Below are 14520 nucleotides of genomic sequence, written 5' to 3'. Positions count from 1 at the left end.
ACCGCCACGCTAGGGACCGCCGCCGGGGGCCGGAGGAGTTCCGGCATTTTCCAACGGAACATGCGCGGCCCCCGATAGGGTCCGCGCACCCGTCCCGGAAGCGGTCAGAGCAGTGCGTCCGCCCGGTCCCCGCCCGCCTCCGCGACCAGCTCCGATGTGGCCTGTGCGGCCCGTACGGTACGGAAGTCCACCCGCCCGTCGCCCCCGGTGGTGAAGGCGTGCACGGCGGGCCGGGGCAGGGTGTTGTAGCCGTAGTGGTTGGAGAAGTAGTACGCGCCGGTGTCCAGGGCGGCCACCGTGTCGCCGGGCTCCAGCGGCGGCAGCTCCCGGCCCTCGGCCAGCAGATCGCCCGCGAAGCAGGCGGGGCCCGCGATGTCCTGGACCACCGGGTCGCCGCCCTTGGGCCGTCCGCTCCCGTCGTATGCGGCGATCCGCAGCGGCCAGGCGGCGGGGTCGTAGACGGTCCTGGTGGCGACCTGGACACCCGCATGGGTGACGGCGATCGGGCGCCCGCCGGAGACCTTGGTGTACTCGACCCGGGCGAGCATCAGACCGTGCTTGGCGATCAGGGCCCGGCCGTACTCGGTGACCAGGCCGTAGCCGCCGTCGAAGAGGCCGGGGACCTCGCGGGCGAGCAGCCGGGCGTAGGTGTCGAAGGTGGGTTCGGTGGTGTCGGAGGCGAAGTTGACGGGGAGTCCGCCGCCGATGTCGAGGGTGTCGATCTGGCGCCGGCCGACCGCCGTGTTGATCTCCTCGGCGAGGGCGTGCAGCTCCCGTACCCCCTCCACCATCCGGGCGAGCGGTATCCCCTGGGAGCCGGTGTGGGTGTGCAGCCGGGTGAGCCAGGGCCGTTCGCGGTACATCCGGACGACCTCGGCGCGGGCGCCGGGATCGCGGAGCGCCACCCCGAACTTGGAGGTGGCGGTCGCGGTCGAGAGGGCGCCGATGGTCCCGCCGCCCACCTGGGGATTGATCCGCAGGCCCAGCGGCGGCAGCCGGTCGGTGCCGGCGGCGAGGGCGTCGATACGGGTCAGTTCCTGGACGTTGTCGGCGTTGAGGGCGATCCCCAGCCGCAGGGCCTCGCGCAGCTCGGCGGTGGTCTTGGCGGGGGAGTCGAGGACGGTGCGGTGGGCGGGGACGCCCGCCGCGCGGGCCAGGGCCAGCTCGCCGGGGCTGGCGACCTCGGCGCCGATGCCCTCGGCGTGGAGCAGGGCGAGTACGGGGACGAGGGGGGCGGCCTTCACGGCGAAGGCGTGCAGCACGGGGGCGTCGGTGACCCGGGCGAACGCCTCCTTGAGGGCGTTGGCCGACGCCCGGATCCCGGCGGTGTCCAGGAGGGCGACCACGGGGTGTTCCTCGGTGAGGAGCCCCTGTTCGACGGCGGCTCGTACGGCGGGATTCCGGCGTTCTGGAGTCATATGTGCCAGCCAAACACGGTTTCCGTGCCCGGCACAGCTGTTGACTAGAAGTATTCACTCGATCAGGATGTGAATGAATTCCTCACCATGCGGGCGCCGCCGCCCAGCCGGCGGGCCGCCGTCACAAGGAGGCATCGCCATGCCGGGACCCCGCCCCGTACGAGCCCCGCGCGGTAACCAGCTGACCGCCCGGGGATGGCAGCAGGAAGCCGCCCTCCGGATGCTCCAGAACAACCTCGACCCCGAGGTGGCCGAACACCCCGACCGGCTCGTCGTCTACGGCGGCACCGGACGGGCCGCGCGCGACTGGAACTCCTTCGACGCGATGGTCCGCACCCTCACCACGCTGAAGCAGGACGAGACCATGCTGGTCCAGTCCGGCCGGCCGGTCGGGGTGATGCAGACCCATGAATGGGCGCCGCGCGTCCTGATCGCCAACAGCAACCTCGTGGGCGACTGGGCCACCTGGGAGGAGTTCCGGCGCCTCGAAGCGCTCGGACTCACCATGTACGGGCAGATGACCGCCGGGTCCTGGATCTACATCGGCACCCAGGGGATCCTCCAGGGGACGTACGAGACCTTCGCCGCCGTCGCCGCCAAGCGCTTCGGCGGGACCCTCGCCGGGACCGTCACCCTCACCGCCGGACTCGGCGGGATGGGCGGCGCGCAGCCGCTCGCCGTCACCATGAACGACGGCGTGGCGATCTGTATCGACTGCGACCCGCGCGCCATCGAACGCCGGATCGAGCACCGCTATCTCGATGTCCGCGCCGACTCCCTCGACCACGCCCTGCGCCTGGCCGCCGAGGCGCGCGAGGCCCGCCGGCCGCTCTCCATCGGGGTCCTCGGCAACGCGGCCGAGCTGCTGCCCCGGGCGCTGGAGATCGGCGCGCCCGTCGACATCGTCACCGACCAGACCTCCGCCCACGACCCGCTCAGCTATCTTCCCGCCGGGGTGCCGTTCGAGGAGATGGCCGCGTACGCCGCCGCCAAACCGGCCGACTTCACCGAGCGGGCCCGGGAGTCCATGGCCCGCCATGTCGAGGCGATGGTCGGCTTCCAGGACGCGGGCGTGGAGGTCTTCGACTACGGCAACTCCATCCGGGGCGAGGCGAAGCTCGCCGGGTACGAGCGGGCCTTCGACTTCCCCGGCTTCGTCCCCGCCTATATCCGCCCCCTCTTCTGCGAGGGCAAGGGCCCCTTCCGCTGGGCGGCGCTCTCCGGCGACCCCGCCGACATCGCCCGCACCGACCGGGCCGTCCTCGACCTCTTCCCGGAGAACGAGTCCCTCCGCCGCTGGATCGGCCTCGCGGGGGAACGGGTCCGGTTCCAGGGGCTGCCCGCGCGGATCTGCTGGCTCGGTTACGGGGAGCGCGACCGCGCGGGCGAACGCTTCAACGACATGGTCGCCAAGGGGGAGCTGGCGGCGCCGGTCGTCATCGGCCGCGACCACCTCGACTGCGGGTCGGTCGCCTCGCCCTACCGCGAGACGGAGGCGATGCGCGACGGCTCCGACGCGATCGCGGACTGGCCGCTGCTGAACGCGATGGTGAATGTGGCGTCCGGGGCGTCGTGGGTCTCGATCCACCATGGGGGTGGGGTGGGGATGGGGCGCTCGCTGCATGCGGGGCAGGTGACGGTTGCCGATGGCACGAAGCTGGCGGGGGAGAAGATTCGGCGGGTGCTGACGAATGACCCCGGGATGGGGGTGATCCGGCATGTCGACGCCGGCTACGAGGACGCCGCCGAGGTCGCGACCACCCGAGGCGTCCGCATCCCGATGTCCGAGCCGGCCTCTCAAACCAGCCCGTCCGGCCATTGAGGACGGACGGCTGGGCATATTCAGCCCGTCCGGCGTTTGAGGACGGACCTCGGCCCCGAGTCGGCTCGGGTACACGTCGGGGCCAGCCCCGAACCCCGCTCCTCAATCGCCGGAGAGGCTTGATTTTGAGGCCCTCGCTCCTCAATCGCCGGAGAGGCTTGATTTGCCTCCTCGGGCTCCCGACAGACGGGATTCCTGAGGCCACCGGCGGGGCGGGATACGTAATTCTCAGCCCGTCCGGCGATTGAGGACGGACCTTGGCCCCGAGTCGGCTCGGGCAGACGTCGGGGCCAGCCCCGAACCCCGCTCCTCAATCGCCGGAGAGGCTGGTTTTTGAGGCCCCGCTCCTCAAACGCCGGAGGAGCTTGAATTAAGGAGCACGCGCGGATGACGCAGACCTTCACCGAGATGTGGAAGGACCTCGCCCCCCTGGGGCGAAACCCCCGCACCCACGGCTACCGCCGCTACGCGTGGACCCCCGCCGACCGCGACTGCCGTGCCTGGTTCCAGGCGCAGGCCCACACGCGGGGCCTCCGGTACGAGGCCGACCGGAACGGGAATCAGTGGGCGTGGCTCGGCGACCCCGCCGACGGGGACGCCGTGGTGACCGGGTCGCATCTGGACTCCGTGCCCGACGGCGGCGCGTTCGACGGGCCGCTCGGGGTGGTCTCCGCCTTCGCCGCGCTGGACGCGCTCCGCGCCCGGCGCGCGCGCCCCGTCCGGCCGGTGGGGATCGTCAACTTCGGGGACGAGGAGGGCGCCCGCTTCGGGCTCGCGTGTGTCGGGTCGCGGCTCACGACCGGACAGCTCACCCGGGAGCGCGCCCACGCGCTGACCGACGCGGACGGCGTCACCCTGGCCCGGGCGATGGAGCACGCGGGCCAGGACCCCGAGACCCTCGGGCCCGACCCCGAACGCCTCGCCCGGATCGGCGCCTTCGTGGAGCTGCACGTCGAGCAGGGCCGGGCCCTCGACCTCTCCGGCGACCCCGTCGGCATCGCCTCCGCCATCTGGCCCCACGGCCGCTGGCGGTTCGACTTCGCGGGCGAGGCCAACCACGCCGGCACCACCCGCCTCGCCGACCGGCGCGACCCGATGCTCAGCTACGCCGAGACCGTCCTCGCCGCCCGCCGCGCCGCCGACCTCACCGGTGCCCTCGCCACCTTCGGCAAGGTGGCCGTGGAACCGAACGGCGTCAACGCCATCCCCTCCCTGGTCCGTGGCTGGCTCGACTCCCGCGCCGCCGACCAGGAGACCCTCGACACCGTGGTCACCGCGATCGAGGAGGCCGCCCGGGAGCGCGCCGAGCGCGACGGGGTCGACCTCACCGTCGTACGGGAGTCCTTCACCCCGGTCGTGGAGTTCGAGCACGCCCTGCGCGACGAGCTGAACCGCCTGCTCGGCGGTGCCGCCCCCGTCCTCGGCACCGGGGCCGGCCATGACGCGGGCATCCTCTCCGGCGCCGTCCCCACCGCCATGCTCTTCGTCCGCAACCCCACCGGTGTCTCCCACTCCCCGGCCGAGTCCGCCACCGAGGACGACTGTCTCGCCGGGGTCGACGCCCTCACCGATGTCCTGGAGGGACTGGCGTGCCGCTGACCCCCGTACCCCCGGCCACCGCACCCCCCACCACCTACTGGGCCGAACACGCCTGGCTGGACACCCATGTCGAGCCGGGCGTCGCCCTCGATGTCCGTGACGGCCGGATCGCGGCGGTACGGAGCGGGGTGACCACGCCCCCGCCCGGCGCCGAGGTGCTGCGCGGACTGACCGTCCCCGGCCTCGCCAACACCCATTCGCACGCCTTCCACCGCGCCCTGCGCGGCACCGCCCAGGTCGGCACCGGCACCTTCTGGACCTGGCGCGAGACCATGTACCAGGTCGCCACCCGGCTCACCCCCGACACGTACCACGCCCTCGCCCGCGCGGTGTACGCGGAGATGGCGCTCGCCGGGATCACCGCCGTGGGGGAGTTCCACTATCTCCACCACGGCCCCGGCGGCGTCCCCTACGCCGACCCCAACGCCATGGGCGAGGCCCTGATCGCGGCGGCGGCGGATGCCGGGATCAGGATCACCCTCCTCGACACCGTCTATCTCCACGGCGGCCTCACCCGCGACGGCCACCGCCCCCTGGAGGGCCCCCAGCTCCGCTTCGGCGACGCGAGCGCCGACGCCTGGCACGAGCGCTGGTCCAGGCTCCGCCCCGGCGGCCACGCCCTGATCGGCGCCGCCGTCCACTCCGTCCGCGCCTTCTCCGCCGCCGACGACTACGCCCGCTTCGCCGAACGCACCGACGGCTTCCCCGTCCATGTCCACCTCTCCGAGCAGCCCGCCGAGAACGAGGCCAGCCGCGCCGTGTACGGCCGTACCCCCACCCGGCTGCTCGCCGACTCCGGCTTCTGGAAGCCCACCGTCACCGCCGTCCACGCCACCCATCTCACCGACGAGGACATCGACCTGCTGGGCACCGCCGGGACAGGTGTCTGTATGTGCCCCACCACCGAACGGGACCTCGCCGACGGCATCGGCCCCGCCGTCGCCCTCGGCCGCGCGGGCTGCCCCCTCTCCCTCGGCAGCGACAGCCATGCCGTGATCGACCTCCTGGAGGAGGCCCGCGCCCTGGAACTCGACGAACGGCTGCGCACCCGCACCCGGGGCCACTGGACCTCGGCCGCCCTGCTGCACGCCGCCACCGCCGCCGGGCACACCGCCCTCGGCCGGCCCGGCCAGGGCAGCCTCACGGCGGGCGCCGACGCCGACTTCGCCGCCGTCGCGCTGGACTCCGTCCGTACCGCCGGACCCGTGCCCCGGCTCGCCGCCGAGGCCGTCGTCTTCGCCGCCACCGCCGCCGATGTCACCGAGGTCGTGGTCGCCGGCCGCCGGATCGTCCGCGACGGCGTCCACACCGCGATCCCGGACACCGCCGGGGCCCTCGGCGCCGCCATCGCCGCCCTGCGCGCCTGATGCGCCCCGGGAACAGCCCGTACCGCGCCCCGGCCCGCCCCCGGCGCCCGGCGGTGGACCGTACCGGCCCGGGGTGCGACCCTGGACAGGAACGGCTACTCGGCGTAGGGAGAGTGCATGCGGTGCCCCCGGTGCGGCGGAGAGACCCTGTCCGACCCGGAGTTCCCCCGGGAGGTCCGCTGCATGAACTGCTGGCACGCGGCGGGGATCGTGCATCCCCTCGGCTGCCCGGGGCTGGTGTTCCACCGGCCGCCCGTCCCCCGGGACCTCCAGGGCCGTCCCTGACCACACCCCGGCAGACAGGCACCGACGGAGTGAAGAGCATCGCCGCCCGGCTGTGGCGGAGCATCAACGGCCGCGCCCAGTGGCGGATCATGTGGCTGGCGAACGCCAAGTTCATGGTCGGCGTCACCGGCCTCGTCCGCGACGACCGGGGCCGCGTCCTGCTGCTGCGCCACCGGCTCTGGCCCGAGCAGCGCCCCTGGGGGCTGCCCACCGGATACGCCCTCAAGGGCGAGGAGTTCGGCGCCACCGTCGTCCGGGAGGTCAAGGAGGAGACCGGCCTCGATGTCCGCACCGGCCGGCTGCTCCGGCTGACCAGCGGCTACCGGCTGCGCGCCGAGGTCGCCTTCGAGGCCCGTCTCATCGGCGGCGAGCTGCGGATCGACCCGCTGGAGATCCTCGAAGCCCGCTGGTGCACCCCCGACGCCCTGCCCGAGGGACTCCAGGACGCCCACCGGCGGCTCATCCTCGGCGACGGCGGCGACGACACCGGCCCGGCGCCCCTCACCGAGAACGGCCCCACCGGCGGGAGGACACCATGACCACCACCCTGATCACCAACATCGGCACCCTGGTCACCAATGACCCCGCCCACGCCACCGGCACCCCCCTCGAAACCCTCACCGCCGCCGCCGTCCTCCTCGACGGCGACCGCTTCGCCTGGGTCGGCCCCGCCCGCGACGCCCCCGCCGCCGACACCGTCCATGACGCCGCCGGCGCCGCCGCCCTCCCCGGCTTCGTGGACTCCCACTCCCATCTCGTCTTCGCCGGGGACCGCACCGCCGAGTTCAACGCCCGGATGTCCGGCCTCCCCTACCGCGCGGGCGGCATCCGTACCACCGTCGCCGCCACCCGCGCCGCCTCCGACACCGAGCTGACCGCCAACCTCACCCGCTATCTCACCGAGGCGCTGCGCCAGGGCTCCACCACCGTCGAGACCAAGTCCGGATACGGGCTCACCGTCCACGACGAGGCCCGCGCCCTGGAGATCGCCGCCCGCCACACCGACGAGGTCACCTATCTGGGCGCGCATATCGTCGCCCCCGAGTACGCCGACGACCCGGCGGGCTATGTCGACCTGGTCACCGGCCCGATGCTGGACGCCTGCGCCCCGCACGCCCGCTGGGTCGACGTCTTCTGCGAGAAGGGCGCCTTCGACGGGGACCAGGCCCGCGCCGTCCTCACCGCCGGAGCCGCCCGGGGGCTGGTGCCCCGGGTCCACGCCAACCAGCTCGGCCACGGCCCCGGGGTGCGGCTCGCCGTCGAACTGGGCGCCGCCAGCGCCGACCACTGCACCCATCTCGACGACGCCGACATCGACGCCCTCGCCCACTCCACCACCGTCGCGACGCTGCTCCCCGGCGCCGAGTTCTCCACCCGCGCCCCCTGGCCCGACGCCCGCCGGCTGCTGGACGCGGGGGCGGTGGTCGCGCTCTCCACCGACTGCAACCCGGGCTCCTCCTTCACCTCCTCGATGCCGTTCTGCATCGCGCTCGCCGTCCGGGACATGGGGATGACCCCCGAGGAGGCGATCTGGTCGGCGACGGCGGGCGGGGCGGCGGCGCTGCGCCGGGACGACATCGGCCGGGTGGCCCCCGGCGCCCGCGCCGATCTGGTGCTGCTGGATGCGCCCAGCCCCGTCCATCTCGCCTACCGGCCCGGGGTCCCGCTGGTCACCGATGTCTGGCGGCGGGGCCGCAAGGAGATCTGAGCCCCGCGCCCGCGCCCGCGCCCGCCCCCGTGCCCCCGCCGGGTCAGGGCAGCAGCCGCAACGGCAGCTCCAGCACGCTGTTCCCGACAAAGGTGGGGCGCCTCGGCAGCTCCGCCTCCGCCACCGCCGGCTCCAGCTCGGGGAAGCGGTCGAACAGCGCCTCCAGCGCGACGGCCGCCTCCATCCGCGCGAGCGGCGCGCCCAGGCAGAAGTGCGCGCCATGGCCCAGCGAGAGATGGCGGGAGCGGCGGGTCACCACAAAGCGGTCCGCGTCGAGGCCGTAGGCGGCCGGGTCCCGGCCCGCCGCCGAGTACGCCGCGAGCACGGGGGTGCCCCGGGCGATCGGCGTCCCGTCCAGCACCAGATCCTCCACCGGGTAGCGGAACGGGAAGTAGCTCACCGGGGCGTCCCAGCGCAGGGTCTCCTCCACCACGTCCGCCCAGCTCGCGGCCCCGGAACGGACCGCCGCCAGCTGATCGGGGTGGGCGAGCAGGGCCCGTACCGCATTGGTGATCAGATTCAGGGTGGTCTCATGGCCCGCGATGATCAGCAGCATCATGGTGCCGATCAGTTCCGCCTCGCTGAGCCGGTCGCCGTTCTCCTCCCGCGCGGCGATCAGCGCACTGGTGAGATCGTCCCCGGGCCGCTCCCGGCGGGCCGCCGCGATCGTCCCCAGGACACTCAGCATCTCCTGGTGGGCGGCGACGGCCTCCTCGGGGCCGACGGAGGTGGAGAGCAGCGGGCCGGAGAGCCCGTGCAGCCGGTCCGCGTACTCCCGCTCCACCCCCAGCAGCGCGCAGATCACATGCAGCGGCAGGGGCAGCGCGAAGTGGGTCCGCAGATCGGCGACCCCGCCGCCGTCCCGGGCCACCCGCTCCATCGCGTCCAGCAGGACGGTGGTCTCCTCCTCGATCCGGGGGCGCAGCTCCGCCACCCGCCGGGCGGTGAAGGCCTGGCTGACCAGGGACCGCAGCCGCCGGTGGTCGTCGCCGTCGGCGGTCAGCATCCCGGGGGTGACCGCGAAGACGAGCAGCGGCCACCCCTCGGGTATCCGCCCCTCCCGTAACAGGGTGAAGTGCTGGGGCGACTTGCCGATGTCCGGCCGGGAGAGCAGCTCCTTGACGGTGTCATGGCCGAGGACCAGCTTCCCGGGGACATCCCCGGCGAGCAGGATGTCGATCACGTTCCCGGTGGCGCGCAGCCGGGCGTTGGCCGCGTGGGGGCAGCCACCGGCGCTGTTCGGGCGGTAGGGCGAGGGGATGGGTGTGCTCACGTGGCTCTCCTGAGGTCGCGGTGACGAGGGAGGTGCGGTGAGATACGGGCGGTACCCAAGACCACGGGGCCGGGGCCGGTACGGATCAGTGCGGAGTGCCTTCACCCGGCGCCGATACGGGGATGCCGATACGGGGATGCCGGTACGGGGATGCCGGTACGGGGATGCCGGTACGGGGGTGTGCGCGCACGGCGCCGGTACGGGCGGTCAGCCCCCGGCCGTGATGTCCTGGGAGAACTGCGGCTCGGAGAACCGTACGGGCAGCGCCGCCAGACCCGTCGCCCAGGGCGAGGAGACCCAGCTCAGCGCGGATTCCGGAACCGCCAGCTCCAGATCGGGCAGCCGATGGCGGACGGTCTCCACGGCGGTCCGGGTGATCAGCCGGGCCTGGTCCTGCGCCGGACAGGCGTGCGGACCGGCCCCGAAGGCCAGATGGGAGCGGTTCCCGATCACCGGGCCGCCGTCCTGCGGCAGCGCCGCCGGATCCAGATTGGCCCCCGCGAGCCCCAGCAGCAGCATGTCCCCGGCCGCGATGTGCCGACCGCCCAGCTCGACCGCGCGCGTCGCGTACCGCGCCGGGAAGACCTGCGTCGGCGGATGCCGCCACAGCACCAGGTCCAGCGCGTCGTCCACACTGAGATGACCCACCGTCAGCGAGGAGCGGAACGCCGGGTCGCAGAGGAGGATCCACAGCGTGGTGGAGATCCAGTGCACCGCCGTCTGCCGCCCGGTCACAAAGATCACCACCAGGTTGTGCAGCACCTCCTCGTCGGTGAGCCCGGCCGGATGGCGCAGCAGCGCGGAGGTGATGTCCGAGCCGGGCCGCTCCCGCTTGGCGGCGATCAGCGTCCGCAGAATGCCGTCCACCCGCGCCCCGGCCTGCGCCGACTCCTCGTCCGCCGCCGCCAGCCCGCCGATGGCGTGCGCCAGCCGGCCGCCGGTGATCCCGTCCAGGCCCAGCAGCGCGGTGATGACCTGCGTCGGCAGCGTACGGGCGTAGTGCCCCACCAGATCCGCCTCCCGGCGGCCCGCGAAGGAGGCGATCAGCCGTTCGGCGGCGGCCCGTACCCCGCGCCGCAGCTCATGGCCGTTGATCCCGTCCAGCGCGGCGGAGACCGCCGACCGCATCCGCCGGTGCTGCTGACCGTCCGCGTACAGCAGCGACGGCCGCCACCCCACGATCGGCAGGATCGGCGAGTCGGCCGGCACCCGGCCCTCGCGCAGCTGCGCCCAGTGGCGCGGATCGTGGGAGAAGTCCTGTTCCTCGCGGGTCAGCCGGAGCAGCTCACGGTGGCCGATCACCAGCCAGGCCCGGACCCCGGGGGCCACGGTCACCGGGACCACCGGGCCGTGCTCCCGGCGCAGCCGGGCGTAGTGGGCGGGGAGCGCGTCCCCGGCGGGGCCGGGGCCGTGCAGCGCCGCCGCCGGGCAGCCGCCCGTCCCGCCGCCCGTCCTCAGGTCCGGCCCGGGGCCCGTCCTCATGTCCGCTCCGTCAGGGGCAGCCCCCGGGCCCCGGCCGGTGCGGGCGGGGCGCTGTCGATCAGATGGCCGAGGAGCGCGATCAGCGCCCGTACCGAGGAGCGGGTCTCCCGTGCGTCGCACTCCACCAGCGGGGTCCCCGGCAGCAGGTCGAGGGCGGCGCGCAGCTCGCCCTCCGGGTAGCGGGGACTGCCGGGGAAGGTGTTCACCGCGACCGCGAACGGCAGTCCCAGCTCCTCCAGATTGCCCAGCGCGTCGAAGGAGGAGGCCAGGTCCCGGGTGTCGACCAGGGCCAGCGCCCCCAGCGCGCCCCGGGCCAGATCCCGCCAGGCGGGCAGGAACCGCTGCTGCCCCGGGGTGCCGAAGAGATAGAGCACCAGGGCCCCGTCGATGGTGATCCGTCCGAAGTCCAGGGCGACGGTGGTGGTGGTCTTGCCGCTCTCCACCAGGGTGTCGTAGCGGGCCCCCGCCTGGGTCATCATCGCCTCGGTCGACAGCGGCTTGATCTCCGAGACGGTGCCGATCAGGGTGGTCTTGCCCACCCCGAGCGGCCCGACGACCAGGATCTTCGCCGCCCCGGCCACGCTGGGGCTGACGTACTTGCCGGGCTGGGTCCCCGGGCCGGGGCCGCTGCCCCCGCCCGTGACCGCGACCGGTGCGGTGCCCGGGCCGCCGCGCGCTATGTGCGGGCCCGGTGGTCCCGGCGCCCGGCCATGGGCGTCAGAGACGGCGTTCGAGGCCATGAAGGACCTTTCTGAGCATGGTCACATCGGTGTGTTCGGCCTGCGGGATGGGCGGGCGGGTCACCACCAGACCCCACTCGACGAGGTCGGCGAGGAGCACCTGGACCACCGAGGGCGGATGTCCCAGATGCGCCGCCACCTCCGCCACCGACAGCAGGCCCTGGCAGTGGGTCAGGATCTGATGGTGTTCCGGCTGGAGCGACGGGGGGAAGGCGGCGTCGGTGGCCATCACCAGGGTCTCCCAGGCCAGCGGCTCACCGCCGGTCCCGGCGCGCCCCCTGGTGATCACATACGGACGTACCGCCGACGGTGTCCGGTCCTCCGGACACTCCGTCATGAGGACCCGGTGACCGGGTCCCGGGGCTGGGTCGACAGATGGGCGCCGATCTTCGCGACCAGCAACTGCATCTGCTGGGCGACCAGCCCCACATCCGCCTCGGTGTCCGTGGCGACCCCCAGATGCGCGCCCACGCCCGCATGGGTGAAGAGGACGAAGCCGTGTTCGGACTCCAGCATCAGCTGGCGCACCCCCGCGCCCCGGCCGAAGAGCAGCGCGGCGGTGGACCGGCCGGTCATGTTCATCGCCGCGCAGGCGGCGGAGAGCGCCTCCGCCTCGGCGACGCTGAGCGAGGCCACGGGCCCGCTCAGGTTCTCGGCGGAGGCGTGGCCGAGCCGCAGCCCGTCCTCGGAGACCACCACGGCGTGCCGGACGCCGGGGATCTCGGTGAGGGGGCGCAGCATCCAGCCCAGGTCGGGAAGTCGGGTGATGGTCCCGGTCATGACCGGCCTCCAGGGTGAGCGTCGGGTTCGGGGGTCGGGGTGCCGCCCCGGGCGAGGGCCGCCCGGCCGCGCCGGGAGCCGGAGACCACACTGGCGATCGACGCCCGTGCCGCCTCGGGGGTCCAGACGGCCCGGTCGCCGGGGAGCGGGGGAGCGGCCGGCGGTTCGGGGGTGAGGGCGGTGCGGGCGGCGGCCTCCACGGCGGCTCCCCGGCGGCTGCGGCGGCGGGGCAGCGGGCCCGCGGGGCCGGGCTGTTCGGGCGGCAGCGGCTGCCGGGGGACGGTGGTACGGGCCGGTGGCACCCGCGCCGGGTCCGCGGGGTGCCCGGCCGGGCCTGCTCCGGTGCGCGGGCCGTGCTCCGGGTCCGCAGTGGTGTGCTGGGGCGCGTCCGGCCAGGCGGTGCCGGAGCGGGGCGCGGTGTACAGCTCGGCCGTGGGGCGCGGGGGCGTCCACGGGCGCGGGGCACCGTCGGCCGTCCCGGTATTGGCCGGGTGCGGTACGGGTCCGGGGGCGGGCGCCGGGTGCGACCGGTGTCCTGCGGCGTACGGGGCGGTGCCGGGGTCGGCCGGTGCGGGGGTGGCCGGTGCGGCCCTTCCGTTCAGCCGCGCGCCCCGCAGGGGCAGGCTCCGGCCGGAGGGCTGCGGCAGCGGCTCGGTGAGCAGCCGGTGCGGTACGAAGGCCACCGCGCGGGTGCCCCCGTACGCCGACGCCCCCGACAGCTCCACACCGAAGCCCAGTTCGCGGGTCCACCGGCCGACGCAGGCCAGCCCGAGCCGGGGGACGGCGCCCAGCTCGGCGAGGTCGAGCCCGTCCCGCAGCCGGGCGGTGGAGCGGAGCAGCACATCCGGCGGCATGCCGAGCCCGGCGTCGTCGATCTCCACCACCGCACCGGCCCCGACCTCGCGCACGGTCACCAGGACCCGGGTGCTGGAGGGCGAGAAGACGGTGGCGTTCTCCAGGAGTTCGGCGATGGCGTGCATCAGGCCCTCGACCGCCGGGGGCACCGCGTACAGATTCTGGCCGCCGTGCACCTCGATCCGGTTGAACTCCACGATCCGGGACTGGGCGCCCCGGACACAGTCGTAGAGCGAGACCGGGCGGGTCTCCCGGCGGGCCGGCCACACCCCGCACATCACCAGCAGGGTCTGGGCCTTACGGGTCATCTGGGCGGCGGCGTGGTCGGCCTTCATCACCTCCGCCATCAGCAGGGGGTCCTCGATGGAGCGCTCCACCCGGTCGAGGACCTGCTGCTGGACGGTGGCCATGGCGTGCATGTTGCGGGCGACGGACTCGAAGGCGGCCTGCACCGAGTCGCGCAGCACCCGCTCCCGGCGGACGGCCTCGTCGGAGCCGAGGGCGTCGACCACGGCGTCGATCGCCCGCGCGAACTCCGCGCCGGTGTCGGCGGCGGGGGCCAGCGGGCCGGGGACGTCGTCCGGCCGGCCGCCGGAGCGCAGCCGCTCGGTGATCGCGGGCAGCCGGACCGAGGCGAGATGCCCGACCTCGGCCCCCCGGGCGCGGGCGGTGCGCCGGTCGGCGGCGCGCAGCCGTCGCTCGGCGCCGAGCAGCCGCAGCAGGGCGAGGGCCCAGGCCAGGGTGAGGACCACCAGGGCGGCGCAGGCCCAGGCGAGGATCTGGCGCCAGCCGGCCGTGGTCCAGTGGTCGGCGGCGGCGGCGCCCGCGGCGACGGCGGTGAGACCGGTGAGCGGGGGCCACCACGGGGTCCGGGCGGTGGCGGGGTCCGGTCCTTCGCCGGTGGGCCCGGTCACCACGACGACCGCCGGGGGGCGGCCGGGCGGGGGGCCCGGCGGGGCGGTCGGCCGCCGGGTATCGGGGTGCCCGGCGTGACCGCGGCACCCGGGGTGACGACGTGAACCACGACCACGAAGACCGAGCCTTTCACGAGGACTTGCACGGGGTCCGGACCCCGCGGGAGGGGGCCGCGCGCCGGACTCCCGCGGAAGAATCGAGAGCAGTCCGAATCCTACGATCAACGGACCGTGTTCGAATACGAGTTGTGCGGGACCCGTCGCAATGTCATCGCGG

Annotated in this window: 13 protein-coding genes; 6 read left to right on the top strand and 7 right to left on the bottom strand. The window is 74.4% G+C overall.

Translation table 11 applies throughout. The annotated features are described in order from the left end of the window. Positions 1–104 precede the first annotated feature (104 nt). Positions 105–1418, bottom strand: coding sequence for a type III PLP-dependent enzyme domain-containing protein (locus ABT354_RS15665; protein ID WP_351493810.1), 1314 nt, complete (start codon positions 1416–1418; stop codon positions 105–107). Positions 1419–1557: 139 nt separating this feature from the next. Here ABT354_RS15665 and hutU point away from each other — a divergent pair, with 139 nt between their 5' ends. The 6 genes from hutU to hutI all read left to right on the top strand — a co-directional run bounded on the left by hutU (position 1558) and on the right by hutI (position 8199). Further along, a complete protein-coding gene (hutU, locus tag ABT354_RS15660) occupies positions 1558–3240 on the top strand; it encodes a urocanate hydratase (RefSeq protein ID WP_351493808.1) in 1683 nt (560 codons plus the stop codon). 387 nt (positions 3241–3627) lie between these two features. Further along, positions 3628–4839, top strand: a complete 1212-nt coding sequence (locus ABT354_RS15655) for an allantoate amidohydrolase (protein WP_351493806.1) — start codon at positions 3628–3630, stop codon at positions 4837–4839. Beyond that, complete coding sequence (locus ABT354_RS15650; protein ID WP_351493804.1) at positions 4830–6206, top strand: formimidoylglutamate deiminase; 1377 nt, start codon at positions 4830–4832, stop codon at positions 6204–6206. The genes ABT354_RS15655 and ABT354_RS15650 overlap by 10 nt, the downstream gene beginning before the upstream one ends. A 117-nt stretch (positions 6207–6323) precedes the next feature. Then, positions 6324–6491: a hypothetical protein gene (locus ABT354_RS15645; RefSeq protein ID WP_351493802.1), complete on the top strand. Its 168-nt coding sequence runs from the start codon at positions 6324–6326 to the stop codon at positions 6489–6491. Between the two features lie 89 nt (positions 6492–6580). After that, positions 6581–7030: an NUDIX domain-containing protein gene (locus tag ABT354_RS15640; RefSeq protein ID WP_351494097.1), complete on the top strand. Its 450-nt coding sequence runs from the start codon at positions 6581–6583 to the stop codon at positions 7028–7030. Further along, positions 7027–8199: an imidazolonepropionase gene (gene hutI, locus ABT354_RS15635; protein WP_351493800.1), complete on the top strand. Its 1173-nt coding sequence runs from the start codon at positions 7027–7029 to the stop codon at positions 8197–8199. Before ABT354_RS15640 ends, hutI begins: the two co-directional genes overlap by 4 nt. 43 nt (positions 8200–8242) lie before the next feature. Here hutI and ABT354_RS15630 read toward each other — a convergent pair whose 3' ends face one another. The 6 genes from ABT354_RS15630 to ABT354_RS15605 all read right to left on the bottom strand — a co-directional run bounded on the left by ABT354_RS15630 (position 8243) and on the right by ABT354_RS15605 (position 14243). Continuing rightward, complete coding sequence (locus ABT354_RS15630) at positions 8243–9472, bottom strand: cytochrome P450 family protein (protein ID WP_351493798.1); 1230 nt, start codon at positions 9470–9472, stop codon at positions 8243–8245. A gap of 207 nt (positions 9473–9679) precedes the next feature. Then, on the bottom strand, positions 9680–10954 hold the full coding sequence (locus tag ABT354_RS15625) for a cytochrome P450 family protein (protein ID WP_351493795.1): 1275 nt from the start codon (positions 10952–10954) through the stop codon (positions 9680–9682). Beyond that, complete coding sequence (locus ABT354_RS15620) at positions 10951–11694, bottom strand: GTP-binding protein (protein ID WP_351493793.1); 744 nt, start codon at positions 11692–11694, stop codon at positions 10951–10953. Before ABT354_RS15620 ends, ABT354_RS15625 begins: the two co-directional genes overlap by 4 nt. Next, positions 11672–12031 (bottom strand): DUF742 domain-containing protein, encoded by a 360-nt coding sequence (locus tag ABT354_RS15615; protein WP_351493791.1) that lies wholly within the window; start codon positions 12029–12031, stop codon positions 11672–11674. Before ABT354_RS15615 ends, ABT354_RS15620 begins: the two co-directional genes overlap by 23 nt. Next, a complete protein-coding gene (locus ABT354_RS15610) occupies positions 12028–12474 on the bottom strand; it encodes a roadblock/LC7 domain-containing protein (protein ID WP_351493789.1) in 447 nt (148 codons plus the stop codon). Before ABT354_RS15610 ends, ABT354_RS15615 begins: the two co-directional genes overlap by 4 nt. Beyond that, positions 12471–14243, bottom strand: a complete 1773-nt coding sequence (locus ABT354_RS15605) for an ATP-binding protein (RefSeq protein ID WP_351493787.1) — start codon at positions 14241–14243, stop codon at positions 12471–12473. Before ABT354_RS15605 ends, ABT354_RS15610 begins: the two co-directional genes overlap by 4 nt. Between the last annotated feature and the right edge of the window lie 277 nt (positions 14244–14520).

The sequence above is a fragment of the Streptomyces sp. NPDC000594 genome (assembly GCF_040299965.1).
Taxonomy (GTDB): Bacteria; Actinomycetota; Actinomycetes; order Streptomycetales; family Streptomycetaceae; genus Streptomyces.
The sequence above is the reverse complement of the archived record's forward strand: the minus strand, read 5'-3'. Positions and strand labels throughout refer to the sequence as shown.

Bases quoted from the DNA above. Each gene is read 5' to 3' on its own strand.
- ABT354_RS15615 (WP_351493791.1), bottom strand. From the start codon at position 12,031: ATGACGGAGTGTCCGGAGGACCGGACACCGTCGGCGGTACGTCCGTAT.
- ABT354_RS15665 (WP_351493810.1), bottom strand. From the start codon at position 1,418: ATGACTCCAGAACGCCGGAATCCCGCCGTACGAGCCGCCGTCGAACAG.
- ABT354_RS15610 (WP_351493789.1), bottom strand. From the start codon at position 12,474: ATGACCGGGACCATCACCCGACTTCCCGACCTGGGCTGGATGCTGCGC.
- ABT354_RS15640 (WP_351494097.1), top strand. From the start codon at position 6,581: ATGTGGCTGGCGAACGCCAAGTTCATGGTCGGCGTCACCGGCCTCGTC.
- hutU (WP_351493808.1), top strand. From the start codon at position 1,558: ATGCCGGGACCCCGCCCCGTACGAGCCCCGCGCGGTAACCAGCTGACC.
- ABT354_RS15645 (WP_351493802.1), top strand. From the start codon at position 6,324: ATGCGGTGCCCCCGGTGCGGCGGAGAGACCCTGTCCGACCCGGAGTTC.
- ABT354_RS15620 (WP_351493793.1), bottom strand. From the start codon at position 11,694: ATGGCCTCGAACGCCGTCTCTGACGCCCATGGCCGGGCGCCGGGACCA.
- hutI (WP_351493800.1), top strand. From the start codon at position 7,027: ATGACCACCACCCTGATCACCAACATCGGCACCCTGGTCACCAATGAC.
- ABT354_RS15625 (WP_351493795.1), bottom strand. From the start codon at position 10,954: ATGAGGACGGGCCCCGGGCCGGACCTGAGGACGGGCGGCGGGACGGGC.
- ABT354_RS15655 (WP_351493806.1), top strand. From the start codon at position 3,628: ATGACGCAGACCTTCACCGAGATGTGGAAGGACCTCGCCCCCCTGGGG.